Origin of the sequence: Microvirgula sp. AG722, assembly GCF_003269145.1 — a bacterium.
In the GTDB taxonomy this organism is placed as follows: domain Bacteria; phylum Pseudomonadota; class Gammaproteobacteria; order Burkholderiales; family Aquaspirillaceae; genus Microvirgula; species Microvirgula aerodenitrificans.
Window position 1 is genome coordinate 135,146 of record NZ_QLTJ01000004.1, and the last position, 20,429, is coordinate 155,574.

Annotated in this window: 18 protein-coding genes; 14 read left to right on the forward strand and 4 right to left on the reverse strand. The window is 66.9% G+C overall.

Annotated elements, in window-relative coordinates:
• The first annotated feature begins 3 nt into the window (after positions 1 to 3).
• The 4 genes from DFO50_RS08415 to DFO50_RS08430 all read left to right on the forward strand — a co-directional run bounded on the left by DFO50_RS08415 (position 4) and on the right by DFO50_RS08430 (position 6,041).
• Positions 4 to 1,821 carry a CoA transferase gene (locus tag DFO50_RS08415; protein ID WP_112692325.1) on the forward strand — a complete coding sequence of 606 codons (1,818 nt, stop codon included), beginning with the start codon at positions 4 to 6 and terminating at the stop codon, positions 1,819 to 1,821.
• Complete coding sequence (locus DFO50_RS08420) at positions 1,803 to 3,467, forward strand: class I adenylate-forming enzyme family protein (protein WP_199489777.1); 1,665 nt, start codon at positions 1,803 to 1,805, stop codon at positions 3,465 to 3,467. The genes DFO50_RS08415 and DFO50_RS08420 overlap by 19 nt, the downstream gene beginning before the upstream one ends.
• On the forward strand, positions 3,464 to 4,696 hold the full coding sequence (locus tag DFO50_RS08425) for an acyl-CoA dehydrogenase family protein (protein WP_051529093.1): 1,233 nt from the start codon (positions 3,464 to 3,466) through the stop codon (positions 4,694 to 4,696). Before DFO50_RS08420 ends, DFO50_RS08425 begins: the two co-directional genes overlap by 4 nt.
• Positions 4,697 to 4,820: 124 nt before the next feature.
• Positions 4,821 to 6,041: an MFS transporter gene (locus DFO50_RS08430; RefSeq protein ID WP_107889596.1), complete on the forward strand. Its 1,221-nt coding sequence runs from the start codon at positions 4,821 to 4,823 to the stop codon at positions 6,039 to 6,041.
• Here the strand turns inward: DFO50_RS08430 and DFO50_RS08435 are convergent.
• Positions 6,000 to 7,106 (reverse strand): sigma-54-dependent Fis family transcriptional regulator, encoded by a 1,107-nt coding sequence (locus DFO50_RS08435; RefSeq protein ID WP_304598477.1) that lies wholly within the window; start codon positions 7,104 to 7,106, stop codon positions 6,000 to 6,002. The two genes, DFO50_RS08430 and DFO50_RS08435, sit on opposite strands and share 42 nt — an antisense overlap.
• Positions 7,107 to 7,396: 290 nt before the next feature.
• Here DFO50_RS08435 and DFO50_RS08440 point away from each other — a divergent pair, with 290 nt between their 5' ends.
• Complete coding sequence (locus DFO50_RS08440; protein WP_199489778.1) at positions 7,397 to 9,535, forward strand: TonB-dependent siderophore receptor; 2,139 nt, start codon at positions 7,397 to 7,399, stop codon at positions 9,533 to 9,535.
• Positions 9,536 to 9,942: 407 nt separating this feature from the next.
• Here DFO50_RS08440 and DFO50_RS08450 read toward each other — a convergent pair whose 3' ends face one another.
• A complete protein-coding gene (locus tag DFO50_RS08450) occupies positions 9,943 to 10,398 on the reverse strand; it encodes a GNAT family N-acetyltransferase (RefSeq protein WP_051529096.1) in 456 nt (151 codons plus the stop codon).
• A gap of 418 nt (positions 10,399 to 10,816) precedes the next feature.
• Here DFO50_RS08450 and DFO50_RS08455 point away from each other — a divergent pair, with 418 nt between their 5' ends.
• From DFO50_RS08455 to DFO50_RS08470, 4 genes are all read left to right on the forward strand, one after another.
• Positions 10,817 to 11,143, forward strand: a complete 327-nt coding sequence (locus DFO50_RS08455; protein WP_233495223.1) for a BON domain-containing protein — start codon at positions 10,817 to 10,819, stop codon at positions 11,141 to 11,143.
• 188 nt (positions 11,144 to 11,331) lie between these two features.
• On the forward strand, positions 11,332 to 13,182 hold the full coding sequence (locus DFO50_RS08460; RefSeq protein WP_158537423.1) for a diguanylate cyclase domain-containing protein: 1,851 nt from the start codon (positions 11,332 to 11,334) through the stop codon (positions 13,180 to 13,182).
• Between the two features lie 280 nt (positions 13,183 to 13,462).
• Positions 13,463 to 14,509 (forward strand): tRNA dihydrouridine(20/20a) synthase DusA, encoded by a 1,047-nt coding sequence (gene dusA, locus DFO50_RS08465; protein ID WP_107889602.1) that lies wholly within the window; start codon positions 13,463 to 13,465, stop codon positions 14,507 to 14,509.
• A 136-nt stretch (positions 14,510 to 14,645) separates the two neighbouring features.
• Positions 14,646 to 15,680 carry a PotD/PotF family extracellular solute-binding protein gene (locus DFO50_RS08470; RefSeq protein WP_199489779.1) on the forward strand — a complete coding sequence of 345 codons (1,035 nt, stop codon included), beginning with the start codon at positions 14,646 to 14,648 and terminating at the stop codon, positions 15,678 to 15,680.
• Between the two features lie 45 nt (positions 15,681 to 15,725).
• Here the strand turns inward: DFO50_RS08470 and xseA are convergent, their stop codons facing one another.
• Both xseA and DFO50_RS18830 read right to left on the reverse strand, forming a co-directional pair.
• Positions 15,726 to 17,072 carry an exodeoxyribonuclease VII large subunit gene (gene xseA / locus DFO50_RS08475; protein WP_107889604.1) on the reverse strand — a complete coding sequence of 449 codons (1,347 nt, stop codon included), beginning with the start codon at positions 17,070 to 17,072 and terminating at the stop codon, positions 15,726 to 15,728.
• A 95-nt stretch (positions 17,073 to 17,167) separates the two neighbouring features.
• On the reverse strand, positions 17,168 to 17,380 hold the full coding sequence (locus tag DFO50_RS18830; protein ID WP_146745031.1) for a hypothetical protein: 213 nt from the start codon (positions 17,378 to 17,380) through the stop codon (positions 17,168 to 17,170).
• Positions 17,381 to 17,432: 52 nt separating this feature from the next.
• Between DFO50_RS18830 and DFO50_RS08480 the strand changes: the two genes are divergently transcribed.
• The 5 genes from DFO50_RS08480 to kdsB are packed head-to-tail and all read left to right on the forward strand — an operon-like array spanning position 17,433 to position 20,411.
• Positions 17,433 to 18,038, forward strand: a complete 606-nt coding sequence (locus DFO50_RS08480) for a MotA/TolQ/ExbB proton channel family protein (RefSeq protein ID WP_028499662.1) — start codon at positions 17,433 to 17,435, stop codon at positions 18,036 to 18,038.
• Positions 18,038 to 18,463 carry a biopolymer transporter ExbD gene (locus DFO50_RS08485; RefSeq protein WP_028499661.1) on the forward strand — a complete coding sequence of 142 codons (426 nt, stop codon included), beginning with the start codon at positions 18,038 to 18,040 and terminating at the stop codon, positions 18,461 to 18,463. The genes DFO50_RS08480 and DFO50_RS08485 overlap by 1 nt, the downstream gene beginning before the upstream one ends.
• A complete protein-coding gene (gene lpxK / locus DFO50_RS08490; RefSeq protein ID WP_107889605.1) occupies positions 18,460 to 19,458 on the forward strand; it encodes a tetraacyldisaccharide 4'-kinase in 999 nt (332 codons plus the stop codon). The genes DFO50_RS08485 and lpxK overlap by 4 nt, the downstream gene beginning before the upstream one ends.
• A gap of 6 nt (positions 19,459 to 19,464) precedes the next feature.
• A complete protein-coding gene (locus DFO50_RS08495) occupies positions 19,465 to 19,647 on the forward strand; it encodes a Trm112 family protein (RefSeq protein ID WP_107889606.1) in 183 nt (60 codons plus the stop codon).
• The gene (kdsB, locus tag DFO50_RS08500) at positions 19,647 to 20,411 is read left to right on the forward strand and encodes a 3-deoxy-manno-octulosonate cytidylyltransferase (protein ID WP_107889607.1); all 765 of its coding nucleotides are present in this window, start codon (positions 19,647 to 19,649) and stop codon (positions 20,409 to 20,411) included. The genes DFO50_RS08495 and kdsB overlap by 1 nt, the downstream gene beginning before the upstream one ends.
• The last annotated feature ends 18 nt before the right edge of the window (positions 20,412 to 20,429 follow it).

The following is a 20,429-nucleotide window of genomic DNA, read 5'->3' on the forward strand; positions in this document are numbered from 1 at the left end:
GGAATGGTCGCTCGTCTGCTGAACGGATGCACGCTGGCCCTGTGCACTCCGCCACCTGCACTGGCGGCCTTTGCCGGCCGGCTCGACTACCAGGCGCGACGTCTGGGGCTGCGCCGCGTCGACGATGGCGTCAGGCTGGCTGGCGGCCTCGGCTTTACGCTGCACACGCCGTTCACGGCACCGGTTTGCTGCGACTGGCTGAGTCAGGGCGGCGGGCATGGACATGCGGCCGGCGAGGCCCTGCTGCAGGCGGCGTCCGGGCTGATGTCGGTGCATGGCCGCGCTGGCGGCGCCCCGCGCCTGCTCGGTGTCGATTACGTGTCGACGCTGGCCAGCGTGCTGGCGCTGAACGGTGCGCTCGCCTGCGCCGTGGGCCAGTGGCGCGGCGGCCGTTTTCCCCGCTGCGACGGGTCGCTGCTCGGGGCTGCGCTGCTGGCGGTCGGCCAGTACCTGGCCGATGCTACGGCTCCGGATCAGGACGAGCTGGCCCCGGCCGTACCGGGCGAGGCGGCGGCCCATCCGCCGTTCGTGTCCGCCGACGGCATACGTTTCGAACTGGAGGCGCTGGAGGCCGGCCCATGGCTGCGATTCTGGCGGTCGGCCGGCGTGGCCGCCGACGTGGCCGGGCAGGGCTGGCAGACATTCCAGTGGCGCTATGCCCGGGCCATGGCGCGGCAGCCGGCGCCGCTGCCGGCTGCTGCCGCGGCGCTGCCTTTCGCCAGCCTGTGCGAACTGGCGCGGGCGGCCGGCATCGCCCTCAGTCCGCTGCGCACGCTGGCCATGCGGGCCGGCGACGCCGCCGAGATCGAACTGAGGCGGCGGGGGCCATGGGCGTTCGCCTTCCCGCCGGCGGCGCCCCTGCCGCCGGATCCGGGCCGCGCCCCCGCCGCGCTGCCGCTGGAGGGGCTGGTGGTGCTGGAGTCGTGCCGGCGCATCCAGGGGCCGCTGGCCGGTCATCTGCTGGCGATGCTCGGTGCGCGGGTGATCCGCATCGAACCGCCCGGCGGCGATGCGCTGCGCGGCATGCCGCCGCTGGCCGGCGGCTGCTCGGCGCGCTTCGATGCGCTGAACCGGCTTAAAACCGTGATCGAGATTGACCTGAAGTCGGAAGCGGGGCGCCGCGAGCTGAAGGCACGGGTTGCCGGGGCCGATGTGTTCCTGCACAACTGGGCGCCGGGCAAGGCCGCAGCGTTCGGGCTGGATCGCGACGACCTGCTCGCGCTGAAACCGACGCTGGTATATGCCCGGGCGGCGGGCTGGGATGACGATGCCAACCCCGGATTGCCGGGTACCGATTTCATGGCCCAGGCGCATACCGGCGTGGCTGACGCGATCGCCTCGGCGTCGGGGACGCGCGGCGGCACGCTGTTTGCCGCACTGGACGTGCTGGGCGGTGCCGTGGCGGCCCAGGGCATTACGGCGGCGCTGTTCGCCCGGCGAGCCCGTCACAGCGGGGCGCTGGTACGGACCTCGCTGGCCGGTGCTGCCAGCCTGCTGTGTGCCAGCCCGGCCGATCCCGGTTGCAGCGGTGCCTTTCCCACCGCCGACGGCATGCTGGCGCTGGACTGCCGCGATGAGGGGGCGCTGGCGCGGCTGGCCGATCTGCTGGGCGGCACGCCGGCTGATGGCCTGGCTGTACTTGCCTGCCGTTTGCGGGAGAAGGGCGCCAGCGACTGGCTGCCGCTGCTGGCCGGCGCCGGCATCCCGGCCGCCCGCGTGGTCGAGGACCTTGCCCGGCTGCCCCGGCACCCGCACGCCGGGCCGTTGCTGGGCGATGGCGGGTATGCGCAGGTCAACTCGCCGTGGCACTTCCCCGCATGAACAGCGCCGGCCTGATCGACCTGGTCCCCGCCAGTCTGCGCCAGCAGTGGAAGGACGAGGGCATTTATCCGGACCGTCCGGTGTACCGGCTGTTCGCCGATCAGGTGCAGCGCCGGCCGACGGCGCCGGCGGTGCTCATGCCGGGGAAGGTCGTCAGCTATGCACAGCTGGACCAGGCCGTGCGGCGGCTGGCAGGCAGCTTCCGGTGCATGGGGCTCGTGGCCGGGGACGTGATTGCCTATCAGTTGCCCAACGGCTGGCAGGGCTGCGCGATCGATCTGGCGGCCGCCGCGCTCGGGGCCGTGGTGGCGCCGTTGCCGCCCGGGCGCGGGAAACTGGACATCGCATCGCTGTTGCGGCGCAGCGCCGCGCGGGCATTCATCGTCGAGCCGCACGAGGCGCAGACCGACATGTGCCAGCTGGTCGAGGCATTGCGGCCGACCTTGCTGTCGCTGCGCTTTCCGATTGTCGACGGCCCGCCGCGTGCCGGCTGGCAGACACTGGACAGCCTGCTGTGCGGTCCGGCGCTGGCTGATGCTGCGCTGGCCGAGGTCGATGCCGATGCGCCGGTCCGGCTGCTGGTGTCATCCGGTACCGAGTCGGAGCCCAAGCTGGTCGCGTATTCGCACAATGCGCTGGTCGGGGGGCGCGGCCGCTTCCTGCAGCGCCTGCATCCGGACGGGCCGGGCTTCCGCGGGCTGTACCTGGTCCCGCTCGGCTCATCCTTCGGCTCGTCGGCAAGCTGCGGCGTGCTGTCGTGGCTGGGAGGCAGCATTGCCGTGTTGCCGCGCTTCGACACGGCCGCCGCCATCGACGCCATCGGTGAATTGCGGCCGACCCACCTGCTCGGCGTGCCGACCATGTTCCAGCGCATGGCGGCCGATCCGGCACTGGCCGCGGTCGATACCTCGTCGTTGCGGGCCATCGTCAGCGGCGGTGCGATGATCGATCCGGCGACCATCCGCCGCTGCACGGAGGCGTTCGGCTGCGGCTTCGTCAGCCTTTACGGCTCGGCCGATGGCGTCAACTGCCACAGCCTGCCGGACGACCCGCCGGATGTGGCGCAATACAGCGTCGGCAGGCCGAATCCGTCGGTCTGCGACATCCGCATCGTCGATGAGGACGGCCGGCAGCAGGCGCCCGGGCAGCCTGGCGAGATCATGGCCCGCGGGCCGCTGAGTCCGATGCAGTACGTCAATGCGCCTGAACTGGATGCCCGCTATCGCAGCCGGGACGGCTGGGTCCGCACCGGCGACCTCGGCCATATCGACCCGCTGGGCTACCTGGTGCTGTCCGGTCGCAAGAAAGACATCATTATCCGTGGTGGCACCAATATCAGCCCGGTGCAGATCGAGAGTCAGGCGACGGCACACCCCGACATCGTCGGCGCCGCCTGCATCCCGGTTCCGGATGCCGATCTCGGCCAGCGGCTCTGCCTTTGCGTGACGCTGAAGCCCGGGGCGTCACGGCCGTCGCTGGAAGACGTCAACCGGCATTTCCGGCTGCACGGGCTGGCTGCCGACAGGCTGCCGGACTACCTGTGCTTCTGCCGCCAGCTGCCGCTGGGACCGGCGGGCAAGGTGGACAAGAAGCGGCTTGCCGCCGATATCCGCTTCCTCGGCACGGCCGGGAGCGCACCGGCATGAATGAACCCTTTTGCGGCAGCACGTACGCGGCACGGGTCCTGGCCGGGCGGGTCCGCCACTTTGTCGGCCACGATATCGTCCCGCACGAGCCGGTGCTGGCCGGCGGCGGTGCGCGGGCGGCGGCATTGCTGGCCGGACTGTCGGCGCGGGCCCGCCGCGCCGGGCTGTGGGGCATGTACTATCCGGCCGAGCTGGGGGGGCGGGTCGCGTCGCTGCGCGACTATCTGCTGGTGGCCGAGCAGGAGGGCGCCTCCGAGTACGGACCGGCGATATTCGGCAGCGATGTCGCGCTGGATGTACACATGCTGCACCGCCATGGCCATGCCGAACTGCGGCAGCGCGTCCTCGAACCGCTGGCGGCCGGCCGCGTCGTGTGCGCCTACGGAATGTCCGAGCCGGACAGTGCCGGCTCGGTACCGGCCACGCTCAGGACCTGCGCCCGACGGGAGCAGGACCAGTGGCGTATCGACGGGCGCAAATGGTTCGTCTGCCGCGGCGGCAATGCCGACTTCGTCACGGTCGTGGCACGTACCCGCGACGGCGGGCCGGTCGGGCAGTCGCTGTCGCTGTTGCTGGTACCGGCGACCAGCGCCGGTTACCGCATCGAGCGCGAACAGCCGGTGTTCGGTCGCCTGCAGGGGCAATGCGAACTGGTGCTCGAAGCGGTACGGGTACCGGACGCGCATCTGCTCGGTCAGGCGCACAGTGGCCATGTGCTGATACGGGAGCGGCTGCTGCTCGGCCGCGTACTGCATGCCGGGCACTGGCTGGGGCTGGCCGAACGCTGTTACGGGCTGATGTGCCGGCGCATCGCCTCGGCCCGCGGCCGGCTGGTGCGGCTGGCCGACAAGCAGCTGACCCGGCTGAAGGTCTTTGAATGTTACAGCGCCATCGTCAGCGCCCGAGCCCTGCTGGTACTGGCGGCCGGCAGGCTGGACCGGGGGCTGGTGGCGGATATCGACGTCAATGTGGCCAAGGTGGCGGCGTCGCGCGCGGTGAGTCTGGTGTCGGATGCCGCCATCCAGATCTACGGCGCCGAAGGGGTCAGCGACCAGACGCCGCTGTCCGGCATTTACCGCACGGCACGCGCCACCCACATCATGGATGGCGCGGACGAAGCGCTGATCAGCGCTGTCGGCAAACGCCTGCTGGAGACGTTCGCCGACGACGGGCAGATGGATTTTTCCCGCACCGGTCCGGACCTCACCCCGCTGCCGGCCGGTGGCTGATGCGCTGCCGGCCCGCTTTTTCCCTCCCTCCGTCTTTCCGGTCACGACGGGTGGGGCCCGCCGGATACGGCATGGCCATGGCTGGCCGTGTCCGGCGTTTTTCTGATCGCCTGGAATTTTGCCCATGACACGCTTCCTGCCGGACCCCCCTGCCAGCAGCGACGTGATGCTGCCATCACTGCTGATACTGGGCATGGCATTGCCGATGCTGCTGCTGTATGCCGTCGCCGCACTGGGCCCGCTGCTGGTCCATGATCTCGCCATTGCGCCGGCCACACTCGGCTATCTGACCCTGAACGCTTTTGCCGTGGCGGCGGTCCTGTCCCTGCGGGCCGGTGTCCTGCTTGACCGGCTGGGGCCGCGCTCGACCCTGTGCCTGCTGTTTGCCTCGGTGGCGCTGATGTTTGCGCTGATGGCGGTGCTGCCCGGCTTCTGCAGCCTGCTGCCGGTGGCAGCCCTGGCCGGGCTGGCCCAGGCGCTGGCCAATCCGGTGACCAACCAGTTGATTGCGCAGCGGGTCCGGCTGTCGCAGCAGGCTTTCATGGTCGGGCTGAAACAGTCCGGTGTGCAGCTGGCGGCGCTGTTTGCCGGGCTGGTCCTGCCGGGATGCGCGCGGCTGGTCGGCTGGCGCGGCGCCTTTCTGCTGATGGCGGCCCTGGCCGCATGGCTGGTGTGCTGCGCCTGGCGACTGCCGGCCCTGCCACTCGCCATCGCCCGTCCCCTGCCGCCTGCGGCCATGAACCGTCCGCTGGCACTGCTGATGGCCATCCAGTGCTGCGTCGGCATGGTGCTGTCGTCCTTTGTCCTGTTTCTGCCGCTGCACGCCGTCGGGCTGGGACTGTCGGCGACCAGTGCCGGCGGCATGGTGGCGCTGTTCGGTGCCATGGGCATGCTGTCACGGCTGGTGCTGACGCCGCTGGGGGCCCGCCTGGCAGAGGAGGCGCTGTTGCTGGCCGGACTGCTGCTGGTCTCGGCACTGTCGATTGCGCTGTCCCTGCGGGCCGATGCCGGCAGCCCCGGCCTGCTCTGGCTGGCCGTGGCCGGAGTCGGGCTGAGCGCGGTGGCCACCAATGCGCTGGCCATGGGCATGCTGGTACGGGATTCGCGCTTTGGTGCGCTGGCCCATGCTTCCGGCCGGGTATCGGCCGCGTTCTTCACCGGCATGGCGCTGGGGCCGGTCTGCAGCGGGCTGCTGATCCGCCACCGCGGCGATCCGGGCCAGGCCGGCTGGGGGCTGCTGCTGGTTTTGCTGCTGGCGACCGGGCTGTCGCTGTGGCTGGTCCGGGCGAGAGGGCGGCCGGCGCTAGCGCCGGGCGTCGATGACGCCGATCCGGATCAATCGTGAGCGGATCGCATTGCGGCTGATTCCGAGCAGACGGGCCGTGTGAACCTGATTGCGCCGGCAGTGCTCGTAGGCGGTACGGAGCACGGTGTCCTCGATGCGGTCGAACAGGTCCGCCGGCGGGCGCTCGAACAGCGTCAGCAACACCTGGCGCAAGGTGTCCTCTGCTGGCTGCGGCGCGCTGTCGGCCGGGCCGGTGGCGGCATCCGGCAGCGACAGTGACGACAGCTGCAGGTCTTCCGCACGGATCTGGTGGCTTTCGCTGACCAGCAGTGCGTGGTGAATGGCGTTTTCCAGTTCGCGGATATTGCCCGGCCACGGGTGGCGCAGCAGCTTGCGTTCGGCGTCCGGATGCAGGGGCACATTGCCCTGGCCCAGGCGCTGCCGGTAAACCGCGAGAAAGTGCTGTGCCAGCGGCAGGATGTCGCCGGGCCGGTCGCGCAGTGCCGGCAGTCCGAGCACGACCACGCCCAGCCGGTAGAACAGATCCTCACGGAACTTGCCGGCGGCGACGGCCTCTTCAAGCCGGACATGGGTGGCCGCGATGATGCGAACGTCGATCGGCACCGGTTTGCGCGATCCGAGCCTGACCACCTCGCGCTCCTGCAGTACCCGCAGCAGCTTGACCTGCAGCTTCAGCGGCAGGTCCCCGATCTCGTCCAGGAACAGCGTGCCGCCGGCAGCAGCCTCGAACCAGCCCGGCCGGGCGGAGAAAGCACCGGTAAAGGCGCCCTTTTCGTGGCCGAACAGCTCACTTTCCACCAGCGACTCGGCGAAGGCGCCGCAATTGACGGCAATGAACGGCCCGTGCCGGCGCCGGCTCAGTGCATGGACATGGCGGGCAATCAGCTCCTTGCCGGTACCGGTTTCACCGGTGAGCAGCACATTGGCTTCGCTCGGGGCGATCTGGCGCAGACGCGACAGCAGGGCGACCGATTTCGGGTCTTCGAACACCTGCGCGGTGGCGCGGATCGAGGTCGCCCGTACCGGCGAGTCGGGCAGGGTGATCAGGGTGTCGGTCTGCGCCGGCCGGGTGTCGCTGTCTGATCGTACGCGGTCAAAGTTCACTGCAGGCTCTCTGGAGATCATGGCGACACCACAGCATAAGGGATGGGGCGCGAGTGCTTTAGCAGGATTCCTTGATAGCAAATCAGCATGGCATGCCTTGCGTCTGCGCGGTCCGCGACGATTTGCCGCGGCTTGTCATGGCCGGCTGCGGCAATGGGTCACACGGCTGCGCCATGACCATCGACTACCATTCTTCGCCTTTGATGCGAGCGGATTTTCCGGTTGCACGGGGATCGGTCATGCCGCCGCCACCCGTGCCATCCGTCGATCCGGACACAAGGACAGGCTCGATGCGCAAACTGCTGTATGTGACCCCGCTGCTGGCGGTTTTTCATGGTGTGACGGTGCAGGCCCGGGGCCCGGCCGACGCCGGGGAGCCGGCCGACGGCCGCGAGGTGCCGGAACTGCTGGTAACGGCCGAGGCCATGCCCGGCTACAAGGCCGATGCAGCCACCGTGGCCGGCAAGGTGCCGCTTGCTCCGCGCGAGGTGCCGAACTCGCTGTCGGTGCTGACCCGGCAGCAGATGGACGATCAGGAACTGGTGACCATGTCGGATGCGCTGCGCCAGATTACCGGCGTGACGGTGATTGCCAACGACACCACCAATGACCAGGTGATGGCACGCGGCTACAGCCTGGGCGCGATGTATGACGGTGTGCCGTCCTATGCCGGGCTGACCGCCGTGCAGCAGTTCGATCTGGCCATGTACGAGCGGGTCGAGGTGCTGCGCGGACCAGCCGGTGTACTGCAGGGCAGTGGTGAGCCGGGCGGGGTGGTCAATATGGTCCGCAAGCGGCCGGGCGCGGCATTCGCCCTGAGCGGCACGCTGGCGGCCGGTTCGTGGAACAACTATCGCAGCGAGGTCGATGTGACCGGCCCGCTGAATGCCGACCGCAGCCTGCGCGGCCGGCTGGTGGTGTCGGGGCAGGATCGCGAGTATTTCCAAGACCGCACCCACACCGGCAAATGGCTGGTGTTCGGCACGCTGGAATACGATCTGCAGCCGGCCACCACGCTGGCGCTGTCCGCCAGCATCCAGAACGACAACACCACGGCACCGTCGTCGGGCCTGCCGCTGTATACCGATGGCCGGCTGATCGATGCTGACCGCTCGACCAATGTCTATCCGGACTGGGTCAACTACCATATCCGGACCGAAGAAGTGTCGGCCAGCATCGAACACCGCTTCGACAATCGCTGGGTGGCCCGGGCTGCGCTGAATCACCGCAGCCAGCACAGCGATTCCAAAGATGCGTGGCCGGGCAGCGGTGTTGATCCGCTTACCGGCACTTTCAGCCGCTTCAATCGCAGTCAGAGCGAATCCGACTATGACCGCGACGGGCTGGATCTGTACCTGAACGGACCGTTTGCGCTGCTGGGACGCAGTCACAACCTGATGCTGGGCTTCAATGTCGACCGGCGGAAATCGGCCAGCAAGAGCGGCTCGGCACCGGCCGTGCCCAATGTGCTGTTCGGCCAGCCGGACAGCGTGCCCGAAGCGTCGATCCGCTATACCAGCGGCAGCGAGACGGTGACCAGCCAGCACGGGCCCTACGGCCAGTTGCGTGCCAGTCTGGCCGATCCGCTGACCCTGGTGCTCGGCGGCCGCACTACCACCTTCCGGACCCGGAGCCGCAATGTGTCACCGTCGGTGCCTACCGACTGGAGCACCGGCAATGCCAGGGCCGACAATCATTTCACGCCGTATGGCGGGCTGCTGCTCGATGTCAGCCGCGATGTCACCCTGTATGGCAGCTATGCGGATATTTTCGTGCCGCAGACGCAGAAGAAGGCCGATGGCAGCGTGATCGACCCGCGCACCGGCCGCCAGTACGAGCTGGGGGCCAAGGGCGATTTTCTTGACGGCCGGCTCGGCGCCACGCTGGCACTGTTCACGCTGCGCGACCGCAATCGCGCCTATCGCGATCCGGACTACCCGGCCAGCAGCACGCCGTACTATCTGGCCAGCGGGGAAATCGAGAGCAGGGGGTGGGAGGCGGAGCTGACCGGCAGCCCGCTGCGCGGGCTGGACCTGACTGCCGGCTATACCCGGCTGATGACCCGCTATGTGAAGGACCGCAGTCTGGAAGGAAAGGCCTATTCGATCCAGACCCCGTCGCACCAGTTCAAGCTGTGGGCGGACTACCGCTTCAGCGAGGACAGCCTGCCCGGCTTCAGCCTCGGTGGCGGCGTGCAGGCGAACAGCGGCAGCGAGAGCTCGCGCGGCAATCGCGCGGTGCAGGGGCAGGGTGGCTATGCAGTATTCAACGCCCGGGCCGCCTTCCGGCTGGACCGCCATTTCACCGTCGGCGTGCTGGTCAACAATGTGTTCGACAGGAAGTACTACGCCTCGGTCGGCACCAGCACGGCGTACAACTTCTATGGTGAGCCGCGCAATGTGATGCTGACCCTGCGCGGCAGTTATTGACGCGCAAGCCATGACGGACAGGCAATGGGCCAGGCTCTCCCGGTCAATATGGCGAAACAGATGGCGCGCATTCTTTTAGGCACTTCTCCGAAACTCGATACCCCGTCACTGGCCCCTTCGTTCCGGCCGCCGGTCGGTCTGTCGCCTGCCGCGCTGGACTGTGCCGGGCAGATCATCCAGCACTACAAGTACTCCGAAAGCCTGCCGACGATGCTGGCCCGCGGCCGTTCGCTGGCCCTGCACCCGGGGTATGCCTTTGTCGAGGTCTATCCGGACAAACTCATCAGCAGATCGAGGGCATCCGGCAGTGGGGGCGCGAGCGGGCGGTGCCGGCTTCGGGACAGCCAATCGGCGCTTCGGCCAATCCGCAGGGACGGGTGCGGCGCGCGGTCCTGCTGTAGGACCGGCTACAGCGTCAGTTCATAGCTGCGGTCGGCGCCTGCATCCGGTGACGGATCGGCAATGCGCTGCCAGCCCAGCGACTGGTACAGCCGTATCGCCGCGTGCATGTCTGCACAGGTATCCAGTATCAGCCGGGACAGCCCGTGCTGCCGGGCTTCGTCGATGGCGCGCGACAGCAGGGCGCGGCCGATGCCATGGCCGCGACAGGCCGCGTCGGCATGAAAACCGGACAGCTTGCCGCAGCCGTGGCTGACCTCCTGGATCGCCAGGCAGGCGCAAACCTGCTGGCGCCACTCGGCGACCAGTTCGATGGCATTGGGGCTGTCTTCGCGCCCGAGAGCACCGATGGCCTGGTCCAGCCCGTCGAATTCCGCCTCGATGGCAAACGCTTGCAGCGAATGTCGCACGATGTCCCGCGCCCGGGCATTGTCGGCGGGGAGGGCATGGCGAATCAGCATCATCATCATTCCAGCAGAGGAGAGGCTCCAGTGTGCCGCAAATGGTCGCCGCCGGAGGAGGATTACTTGCGTGCCGGATTGATGTTGGGGTTCCGCGGGATGCTGGGCGCCCGGTGGGGAGCCGGCTGCGTCTTGCCCGGTGCCGGAGGGCCGGATTCCGGTCCGGCGGGTGATGGCTGCGCCGGCGTGTCGGGGGTGGCAAGGGGCGGCTGCGTGACGGGATTGTCCATGGTGTGTCCTTTTTTCGGGGGGTACGGGGCCTGTCATCCTGGGCAGGATCAGGCCCGCCGAAAATACGCCGGACACGGAACCGCTGTCTGTGCGTCATCGCACAGACAGCGGGTGCCAGCAAGTGCAGATTGAAGTGAGTCGCATTGCAAATATTCATTTGCAGGCACTCTGACTTCTGAAGGATCTGATCATGTCAAACCGCTATATGCGCAGTTTGCTGCTTGTGGCACTGGCCACGGGCTTTGTCACCGTTGCCGGTTGTGCATCGACACCACACAAGGAAAGCACCGGTGAATACTTTGATGATTCGGCCATCACGACAAAAGTCAAAGCCGCCATCTTCAATGACCCCGGCCTGAGCGCTGCCGAAATCAATGTCGAAACCTTCAAGGGCAAGGTCCAGCTGAGCGGCTTTGTCAATTCGCAGGAAAAAATCGATCGCGCCGTGAGCGTGGCCCGCAGCGTGAATGGCGTGCAATCGGTACACAACAAGATCAGCCTGAAGCAGGCGCCGTAAGTCTGTTTGCGGCAGCCGGTCCGGCATGAGGGCAGGGCGGTGACATGGCGCGTGGCGCATCGGCATGCACCGCAGCACGGGATGGGGCAAGGCATTGTTTTTGTGCGGAATTGGCAATTTGCAATTGCTTGCATATCCGGTTGTCCAAAACTATTGTCATAAACGGATTCCGTTATGGCGTTATTTTCATGCTGCCATCCCGCCTGCGTCTGGCCGCGGCACTGCTTGTCCCGGCTGCGGCGCTGCTGCTCAGTAGCGGCTACTGGTGGAGCCAGTCCCTGGCGCACCAGAAATTGCTGGACACCGCCCGTCAGGCGGCGGAACACCGGGCCATCCAGCTGGCCAGTGCCGTTGCCCAGCAGACCGATACGCTGCTGCAGATGGTCGATGTCACGCTGCAGACCCTGGGCAACGAGTACGTTGACGAGGAGTTCTCCGGCTTTCTCCGCTCGGTGTCCTATGCCCGTGCCAGTTTTCCGGCCGTGGCCGAAATGCAGGTGTCGATCAACAATGCCCAGGGACAGATGGTGTATTCCTCGGTGGGACTGAATCACACCATCTCGGTGGCCGACCGGGAGTATTTCCGGTTTCATCAGCGCACGGCCCGGTCCGGCCTGTTTGTCGGCGAGCCGCTGCTGGCCCGCACGACCGGCACCTGGCTGATCCCGATCTCCCGCCCGATGTTCGACAAGCGCGGCTTTGCCGGGGTCATTACCATCGGCATCGCGCCCGCCTACCTGCTGCAGCGCTGGCACGAGCTGCAGTTGCTGCCGCGTGATGTGGTGTACGTGATCCGCCGGGACGGCAGTTATCTGGCCCGCTCCCTGTCCCTGTCTCAGGCCATGACCGAGCGCGAGCCCGATGAAGTGCCCCATCCGGGCCGCAGTGGAAGACGCCAGGGGCTGCTGGAAAGGGACAGCGATTTCGATGCCGTGCACCGGCTGATCGGCTGGCAGAAACTGGGGACGGGCGATATGGCCGCAGCGGTCGGGCTGGATCTCGACGCCGTCATGTCCCCGGTCGAGAGCTATATCACCCAATCCCGGCTGCGCAGTGTGGCGATCAATATCCTGCTGCTGCTGATCTGCGTGCTGATCACCTGGCTGATCATGCGCCTGCAGCGCCATCGGGCCATGCTGCAGGCCATCTACGATGTGCTGCCGGTCGGTGTCGTGGTGACGGATCCGCAGGGGCATATTGTCGACTGCAACCAGATGTCCGAGCAGTTGCTTGGCCTGGAACGTAAGGTGCAGCTGTCCAGCGATCTCAGCAGGTTCGAGGGGCGGCTGTACCACGCTGACGGATCGCGCATGAGCGCTGCCGAGCTCCCCGGCATGCGCGCCCTGCTTGGCGGGGAACTGGTGCACCATGAAGAAGTCGGCTTCATCCATCCGGCGCAGAAGGCAATGTGCTGGCTGTCGATCAGCGCCATTCCCTGCTCCGACGCCGGCTATGGCGTGGTGATTGCCTTTATCGACATTACCCATTCGCGGAATCACCGTCAGGCGGTGGAGCATATTGCCTTCCATGATGCACTGACCGGCCTGCCGAACCGCCGCCTGCTGTCGGACCGCCTCAACCAGGCCCTGTCCAGGACCGCCCGGCAACCGGGCCGGCTGGTCGTCTGCTTTCTGGATCTGGACGGGTTCAAGCCGGTGAATGACAAGCATGGTCATGATGCGGGCGATGCGCTGCTGATGGAGATCGCGAAGCGGCTGCAAAAGGTGGTACGCACTGGCGATACCGTGGCCCGGCTGGGCGGCGACGAGTTTGTCGTGGTGCTGAACGGGCTGGGCAGCGCACAGGAAATGGACGATGTCCTGGAACGGATTGCCGCCGCCGTGGCGACCCCGGTCGAGCTGGGCGCCAGTCAGACGGCACAGGTCACGGCCAGTATTGGCGTGGCCATGCATCCCGAGGATGGCGACGATGCCGATACCCTGCTGCGCTATGCCGATCAGGCCATGTACCGGGCCAAGCAGTCCGGGCAGTGCATCTGCCATTTCCGGCGGGAGGGCAGGGAGAGTGTTGTCTGGTGAGGAGGGGCCGGCCGGAGTCTTGTCGGGTTGTTGGCAAGCCTTTGCCCAAGGTGATGGCCCTCCTTCGGGAAGCGGCTGGTCTCACTGAAAACGATCTTCCCTCTGCGCTTGACCCTCTCTTGAGCGAGGTAGGATAATTCCCGGTTTGATTTCAAATGCTTAGTTATCGTTGCCATGACACTGTTTTCAGTGCAGCAAAAGCATTCCTGGGTGCGGCAGCGGCGGTCATGCGCTCCCGGCGCTGCACCGAAGCGACGAAAACCGGCAAAAACAGGTAGAAATGGACAGCAACAAGACCGCCGCAGACAACGACAAAACCCAGTCATGGCAAGGATTTGCCGGCCAGCTCCCGCCCCGCCGCGTTGCCGTGGCGCCGATGCTGGACTGGACGGATCGTCATTACCGTGCCTTCGCCCGCCAGATCAGCCGCCACACCTGGCTATACACCGAAATGGTGACCACCGGTGCCCTGCTGCATGGTGATGTCGGCCGCCATCTGCGTTTCGATGCCTGTGAACACCCGCTGGCGCTGCAGCTTGGCGGTTCCGAACCGGCTGATCTGGCGCATTGTGCGCGGCTGGCCGAGACCTGGGGTTACGACGAGGTCAATCTGAATGTCGGCTGTCCGTCCGAGCGCGTGCAGCGCGGGGCGTTCGGTGCCTGTCTGATGAAGGAACCGACGCTGGTGGCCGATTGCGTGAAGGCGATGCGCGATGCGTGCAGCCTGCCGGTCACGGTCAAGCATCGCATCGGCGTCGACAAGGTCGACAGCTACGACTTCGTGTCCGACTTCGTCGGCGAGGTCGCGGAAGCCGGTTGCCGGACTTTTATCGTCCATGCACGCAATGCCATCCTCAAGGGACTGTCGCCAAAGGAAAACCGCGAGGTGCCGCCGCTGAAGTACGACTACGCGTACCGGCTCAAGGCCGAGCATCCCGAACTGGAAATCCTGATCAATGGTGGCATCCGCACCCTGGACGAGGTCGACGCGCATCTGGCGCATGTCGACGGCGTCATGATCGGCCGTGAGGCCTATCACAATCCCTATCTGCTGGCCGGCGTCGATGCCCGCTATTACGGTGACGACCACCCGCAAGCGGATCGCTGCGACATCATCGAGCGCTTTATTCCCTATGTGGATGCCCATCTGGCGTCCGGCGGGCGGGTGCGCGATATTGCCCGGCATACGCTGGGCCTGATGACCGGCCTGACCGGCGCGCGCCGCTTCCGCCAGATGCTGTCCGATGCGACGCTGCTGAACGGGGCCGACAGCGGCCTGTTCCTGCGCGCCCTCGACAGCGTCCGCCACGCGCGGACCGGCGCGTGATCCTTTCTGGCCGGGCGTGTCCCGGCCTGTCTGCCGCCCTCGCGCACCCGGTGCGCGGGGGCGGTTGTCCGTGGCGCATGGCGCCGAACTGTGGAGGTGAATCGAATTGAAGAAACTGGCCTGGTTGTTGACGCTCATGTCCGCCACCGCTCTGGCGGGAACCGGCGATGTGCTGCATCTGTACAACTGGAGCGGCTCACTGTCGCAAAAGATACTCGACGATTTCCAGCGGCAGTGCGCCTGCCGCGTGGTGCAGGATTTCTACGGTGACAACGAGGAGATGCTGGCCAAGCTGGCCAGCGGCGCCAGGGGTTACGACATGGTGTTTCCGTCCAGCTTCGTGATCCAGGCGATGGCCAAACAGCATCTGCTGCTGCCGCTTGACCACGGCAAGCTGCCGAATCTGCGCAATGTGGCGCCGGCCTATCTGAACCAGTCATACGATCCGGGCAACACCTATACCGTGCCGACCGTGCTCAGTCTGACCAGCGTCGGCTACAACGTCGAAGCGCTGAAAAAGCGCGGTGTCGATGCCGGCAGCTGGGCAGTGATCTTCGATCCGGCGGTGCTGGCGAAGGTCAAGGGCAAGGTCACGGTGCTGGACAGCTCGCGCGAAGTGTTCGCGGCGGCGCTGATGTACCTGGGCATCGACCCGAACACGCGCAATCTGGCCGACTATGACAAGGCCGCTGCGGTGATTCGCAAGGCCAGGCCGTACTGGGCGACGTTCTCCAATGCCAGTTACCTGAAGGAGCTGGCGGTCGGCAATATCTGGGTATCGCTCGGCTATTCGACCGAATTCTTCCAGGCGCAGGAAGATGCCCGCGCAGCGAAGCGCAAGTTCAGCATCGGCAATGTGCCGCAGCGCGAGGGCAATGAACTTGGCGTCGACACCATGGCGATCCTGAAGAGTGCACGCCGCCCGGATCTGGCGCTGCAGTTCATGAACTTCATGCTGGAAGGCCGCAATGCGGCGCAACTGACCAATCTGAATGGCGCGACCAATCCGGTCAGCACCGCCACGGCGTTTTTCCGGCCGGACCTGAAGGCGAATCCGGTCATCAACCCGGCGCCGGCCACGGTGCGGCAATGGACGGTGCTGCGCGAGCTGGAGCCGAAGGAGCGGCGCTATCTGACCCGGCTGTGGACCCGGGTCAAGGTGGGCTCGTAAAGCAGCAAAACGAGGGCGGATGCATGCAGCATCCGCCCTCGTTTCTTACAGCGGCAGCTCGTGCTGGCGTGGTGGATGGCTGATGCGCGCATCGACGCTGCCGTGCGCCAGCCGCAGCGTGACCCGTTCGTTTTGTGCCAGTTGCGCCGGATCGGTGGCGGCGTGGCCATCGGCGGTTTCGACAATGGCATAGCCGCGTGCCAGTACCGCCGCCGGGTTCAGGGCTGCCAGCTGGTCGGCCAGCCGGGCCAGCCGCTGGCGGTGCGTGTCCAGCAGGCCGTTGCGGGCACGGGTCAGCGCGGCGGCATCGCGGGCGAGTCTTTCGGCGCGACGCGGCAGGTCGGGGCTTGCACGGCGCAGCCGCTCGCCAAGTCCGTCGACCCGTTGCCGCGTGGACGCCAGCCGCGAGCGGATCAGCTGTTCCAGCAGCCGGCCATCGGCCGCCAGCCGCTCGCGCTGCTGGTTCAGTCGTGCACCCGGGTGGACCAGCCGGCGTCCAAGCTGGTCGAGCCGCTGTGCGGCGTTCTCCAGCCGGCGACGCAGCGCATGGTCGAGGTGACGACGCAGCTCCGCCAGCCGCGCCAGCATCGCGGCCCGGTCGGGGCTGGTCAGCTCGGCGGCAGCGGTTGGCGTCGGGGCGCGCAGGTCGGCAACGAAATCACAGATGGTGAAGTCGGTTTCGTGACCGACGCCGCTGACCACCGGCAGCGGACAGGCAAACACCGCCCGCGCCACCCGCTCATCATTAAATGACCACAGATCCTCGATGCTGCCGCCGCCCCGGCACACGATCAGCACATCGACTTCCTGGCGGGCGCCGGCGGCCTCGATGGCGGCGACGATCTGCGCCGGTGCGGCCTCACCCTGAACCTGGGCCGGGTACAGGATCAGCGGGATGCCCGGCGCCCGGCGGCGCAGGGTGGTGACGACATCGCGCAATGCGGCTGCGCGCGGCGAGGTCACGATGCCGATGGCGCGCGGGTGGGCCGGCAACGGCTTTTTGTGACGATTGTCGAACAAGCCCTCGATCGCCAGCCGGGCCTTCAGCTTCTCGAACGCTTCGAACAGCGCGCCCAGCCCGGCCTGGCGCAGCTCGGCCAGATTGACCTGGTAGTCGCCGCGCGGTTCGTACAGGGTGACCGTGCCGCGCGCTTCGACCCGCATGCCTTCCTTCGGTACAAAACCCAGCTGGGACAGGCGGTTGCGGAACATGACGGCACGGATCTGCGCCCGTTCGTCCTTCAGCGAGAAATAGGCATGACCGGACGCGGCCAGCGTCAGGTTGGAAATCTCGCCGGAGATCCACAGGGCCGGCAGGCCGGACTCCAGCAAGTCCCGCGCCAGGCGGTTGAGTTCGGAAACACTGATGACATTGGCGTCCGGGAAGGGCACGGGACGATTCTCCGTTGTGTTGTCAAGTCATCCACAAGCTTTTCCGGCGCTGGCGCGGGGTGGGCTGGCCGGGAGGAATGGCAAGAGAGGGTTGTTCAAGTCGTTGATTTTAAACGATTCTGAAAAATTGCACACAAAACAGGCAAATCAGCTGCAAGCCAGTATTGGCGCTGGCTGGAGCGGGGTGGGGGTACATTGCTCACAATGTTATCCACAGCTTTTGTGGATGACATGAAAAAATCCTTGCCGGACATGCATTTGGCTGCAATTTCACTTTTCAGGGAAATTTCTTCATGGTTGCCGGTCATCGCCGGCGTCGCGTAAAGTGTACCGTTTGCTAAAGCCCGGAGTCATGTACCCGTGTTGGCCATAATTGAAGCGGCCGGATGGCCGATCTGGTTTCTGATTCTTGCCTCGGTGATCGCGCTCGCCATCATCCTGGAACGGCTGTGGAGCCTGCGCGCCGCCGTGGTTGCCCCGCCATGCCTGCTCGACGAGACGCTGGACACCTGGCGCCGCCAGGGGGCCGATGACGGTCTGATCCGGCGCATGGCGTCCGGTGCGCCGCTGGCGCGCGTGCTGGCCGCCGGCCTGCGCAATGCCGAACAGCCGCGCGAAATCATGAAGGATGCGATCGAGGAGGCCGGGCGCGGCGTGTCGCCGGAGCTGGACCGTTTTCTGACCACGCTGGGCACCATCGCCGCCATGGCGCCGCTGCTTGGCCTGCTGGGTACCGTCTTCGGCATGATCGAAATCTTCGCGGCGCAGGGACCGGCCGGTGAGAACCCGATGCAGCTGGCGCACGGCATCTCCATTGCCCTGTACAACACGGCCTTCGGCCTGATCGTCGCCATCCCGAGCATGATCTTCTACCGCCATTTCCGTGCCCGTTCCGACCAATTGCTGCTCGACATGGAGCAGCAGGCGCTGCGACTGGTCGAAGTCGTGCATGCGGAGCCACGCTGATGGACTTCCGTCGCGGTCGCCGGCGTGACGAGCCGGAAATCAACTTCATTCCGCTGATCGACCTGCTGCTGGTGGTGCTGATCTTCCTGATGGTGACCACCAGTTATTCGCGCTTTGCCGACCTCAAGCTGAACCTGCCGACCCTCGGTGCCCGGCCGGGCGTTGCCGCCACCGCGCCACTGGCGGTCGGACTGGACGCGAAGGGCGAGGTCCGCATCGGCGATGGCAAGACGCTCGCCCTGCCTGACGCCGCCACGCTGTCGAAGTTGCTGACAGCGGCGGCAGCCGGCAACGCCGACCATCCGCTGGTGATCTATGCCGACGAGATGACGCCGCACCGCAATGTGATGCGGGTGCTGGAAGCCGCCCGCCTGGCCGGCCTGAACCGGGTGACCTTCGCCGCGACCGCGCGTCGGGCATCATGAGCCTGTCCCGCCTGATCGAAGCGCACTGGTATGCGCCGCGCCCGCTATTGACGCTGTTGCTGGCGCCGCTGTCGGCCCTGTTTGTCCTGGTCAGCAGTGTGCGCCGCTGCGCGTATCGCCATGGCTGGTTGCGCTGCGAGCGCCTGCCGGTACCGGTGGTGGTGGTCGGCAACATCAATGTCGGCGGTGTCGGCAAGACACCGCTGACCCGCTATCTGGTTGATGCGCTGCGGGCGCAGGGGTGGCACCCCGGCGTGATCAGTCGCGGCTATGGTGGCAGCCACCAGGCGCCGATGGCCGTGACGGTGGACAGTGTGGCCGCTGAAGTCGGCGACGAGCCGCTGTTGCTGGCGACCACCGGCTGCCCGGTCTGGGTCGGCCGCGACCGCGTTGCTGCCGGACGCGCGCTGCTGGCGGCGCATCCCGATGTCGACGTGCTGCTGTCCGATGACGGGCTCCAGCATTACCGGCTGGCGCGCGATGTCGAGATCGCGGTGCTGGATGCCGCGCGCGGGCTCGGCAATGGCTGGCGGCTGCCCGCAGGCCCGCTGCGCGAGCCACGGGGCCGGCTGGCGACGGTCGACGCCGTGGTGAGCCACGGCGCGGCGCGGCCGGACCTGCTGCCGGCCGGCGTGCCGGGCTTCGTCATGACACTGCGCCCCGGGCGTTTCTGGCAACTGGTTGCACCGGACCGGTACTGCGAGGCCGCCGATCTGGCCGGGAAGGACTGCGCGGCCGTGGCCGGCATTGGCCATCCGGAGCGTTTCTTCGCCACGCTGGCGTCGCTGGGCCTGCATCCGCGCCAGTATGCGTTTCCCGACCACCATCACTATGCCGACGGCGACATGCCCGATGCCGACGCCATCCTGGTCACGGAAAAGGACGCGGTAAAACTGCGGCAGGGCAAGGATGCTAGAATCTGGGCTTTGCCGGTTGCCGCCGTGATGGAACCCGATCTCGGGCGCTGGCTGGCCCGAACCCTCGAAGGACTGTGACTGCACATGGACGCCAAACTGCTCGAAATCCTGGTCTGCCCGGTTTGCAAGGGCCCGCTCGTGTTGCGCAAGGACGCACAGGAACTGGTCTGCAAGGGCGATCGCCTGGCTTTCCCGATCCGGGACGATATCCCGGTCATGCTGGAAAGCGATGCGCGCGAACTCGCCGCAGACGAGGACGTCGGCTGATGCCGGCCGATTTCGTCGTCGTCATCCCGTCGCGGCTGAAATCGACCCGTCTGCCCGACAAGCCGCTGGCCGACATCGCCGGCAAGCCGATGGTGGTGCGCGTGGCCGAGCAGGCGGCGCGCAGCCGCGCCGGCCGCGTGGTGGTGGCGACCGATCATCCGCGCATCCTGGCGGCCTGCAGCGAACACGGTGTCGAGGCGGTCATGACCGCCGCCGACCACCCGAGCGGCACCGACCGGCTGGCCGAGGTCGCCGATCTGCTGGCGCTGGCCGACGGCCAGATCATCGTCAATGTGCAGGGCGACGAACCGCTGATCGAGCCCGGGGTGATCGACTGCGTGGCCGCAGCCCTGGATGACAGCGACGCGCCGATGTCGACCGCTGCGCACCCGCTGGACAATGCGGCGGACTTCTTCAGCCCGAATGTGGTCAAAGTCGTACTTGACCGTCATAACCGCGCCCTTTACTTTAGCCGGGCACCACTGCCCTGGGCGCGCGACGCCTTTGCGACGGACCGGTCCGTGCTGCCGGCGGACCACCCCGCCCTGCGGCACGTCGGCATCTACGCCTACCGGGCGGGATTCCTGCGCCAGTACCGCGAGCTGTCCCCCGCACCGATCGAGAGCATCGAAGCCCTCGAACAGTTGCGGGTGCTGTGGCACGGCTTCCCGATCACGGTTGCCACGCTGGCCGGCGCGCCTGCACCCGGTGTCGACACGCCCGACGATCTCGAGCGTGTCCGCCGGCTGTTCGCTGCCCGATGACACAAGAACACGATTGTC

Coding starts and splice junctions, on each gene's coding strand:
- DFO50_RS08415 (WP_112692325.1), top strand. CDS start 4: ATGGTCGCTCGTCTGCTGAACGGATGCACGCTGGCCCTGTGCACTCCG.
- DFO50_RS08425 (WP_051529093.1), top strand. CDS start 3,464: ATGAATGAACCCTTTTGCGGCAGCACGTACGCGGCACGGGTCCTGGCC.
- DFO50_RS08430 (WP_107889596.1), top strand. CDS start 4,821: ATGACACGCTTCCTGCCGGACCCCCCTGCCAGCAGCGACGTGATGCTG.
- DFO50_RS08440 (WP_199489778.1), top strand. CDS start 7,397: ATGCGCAAACTGCTGTATGTGACCCCGCTGCTGGCGGTTTTTCATGGT.
- DFO50_RS08450 (WP_051529096.1), bottom strand. CDS start 10,398: ATGATGCTGATTCGCCATGCCCTCCCCGCCGACAATGCCCGGGCGCGG.
- DFO50_RS08455 (WP_233495223.1), top strand. CDS start 10,817: ATGTCAAACCGCTATATGCGCAGTTTGCTGCTTGTGGCACTGGCCACG.
- DFO50_RS08460 (WP_158537423.1), top strand. CDS start 11,332: ATGCTGCCATCCCGCCTGCGTCTGGCCGCGGCACTGCTTGTCCCGGCT.
- dusA (WP_107889602.1), top strand. CDS start 13,463: ATGGACAGCAACAAGACCGCCGCAGACAACGACAAAACCCAGTCATGG.
- DFO50_RS08470 (WP_199489779.1), top strand. CDS start 14,646: ATGTCCGCCACCGCTCTGGCGGGAACCGGCGATGTGCTGCATCTGTAC.
- DFO50_RS18830 (WP_146745031.1), bottom strand. CDS start 17,380: ATGACCGGCAACCATGAAGAAATTTCCCTGAAAAGTGAAATTGCAGCC.
- DFO50_RS08485 (WP_028499661.1), top strand. CDS start 18,038: ATGGACTTCCGTCGCGGTCGCCGGCGTGACGAGCCGGAAATCAACTTC.
- lpxK (WP_107889605.1), top strand. CDS start 18,460: ATGAGCCTGTCCCGCCTGATCGAAGCGCACTGGTATGCGCCGCGCCCG.
- DFO50_RS08495 (WP_107889606.1), top strand. CDS start 19,465: ATGGACGCCAAACTGCTCGAAATCCTGGTCTGCCCGGTTTGCAAGGGC.
- kdsB (WP_107889607.1), top strand. CDS start 19,647: ATGCCGGCCGATTTCGTCGTCGTCATCCCGTCGCGGCTGAAATCGACC.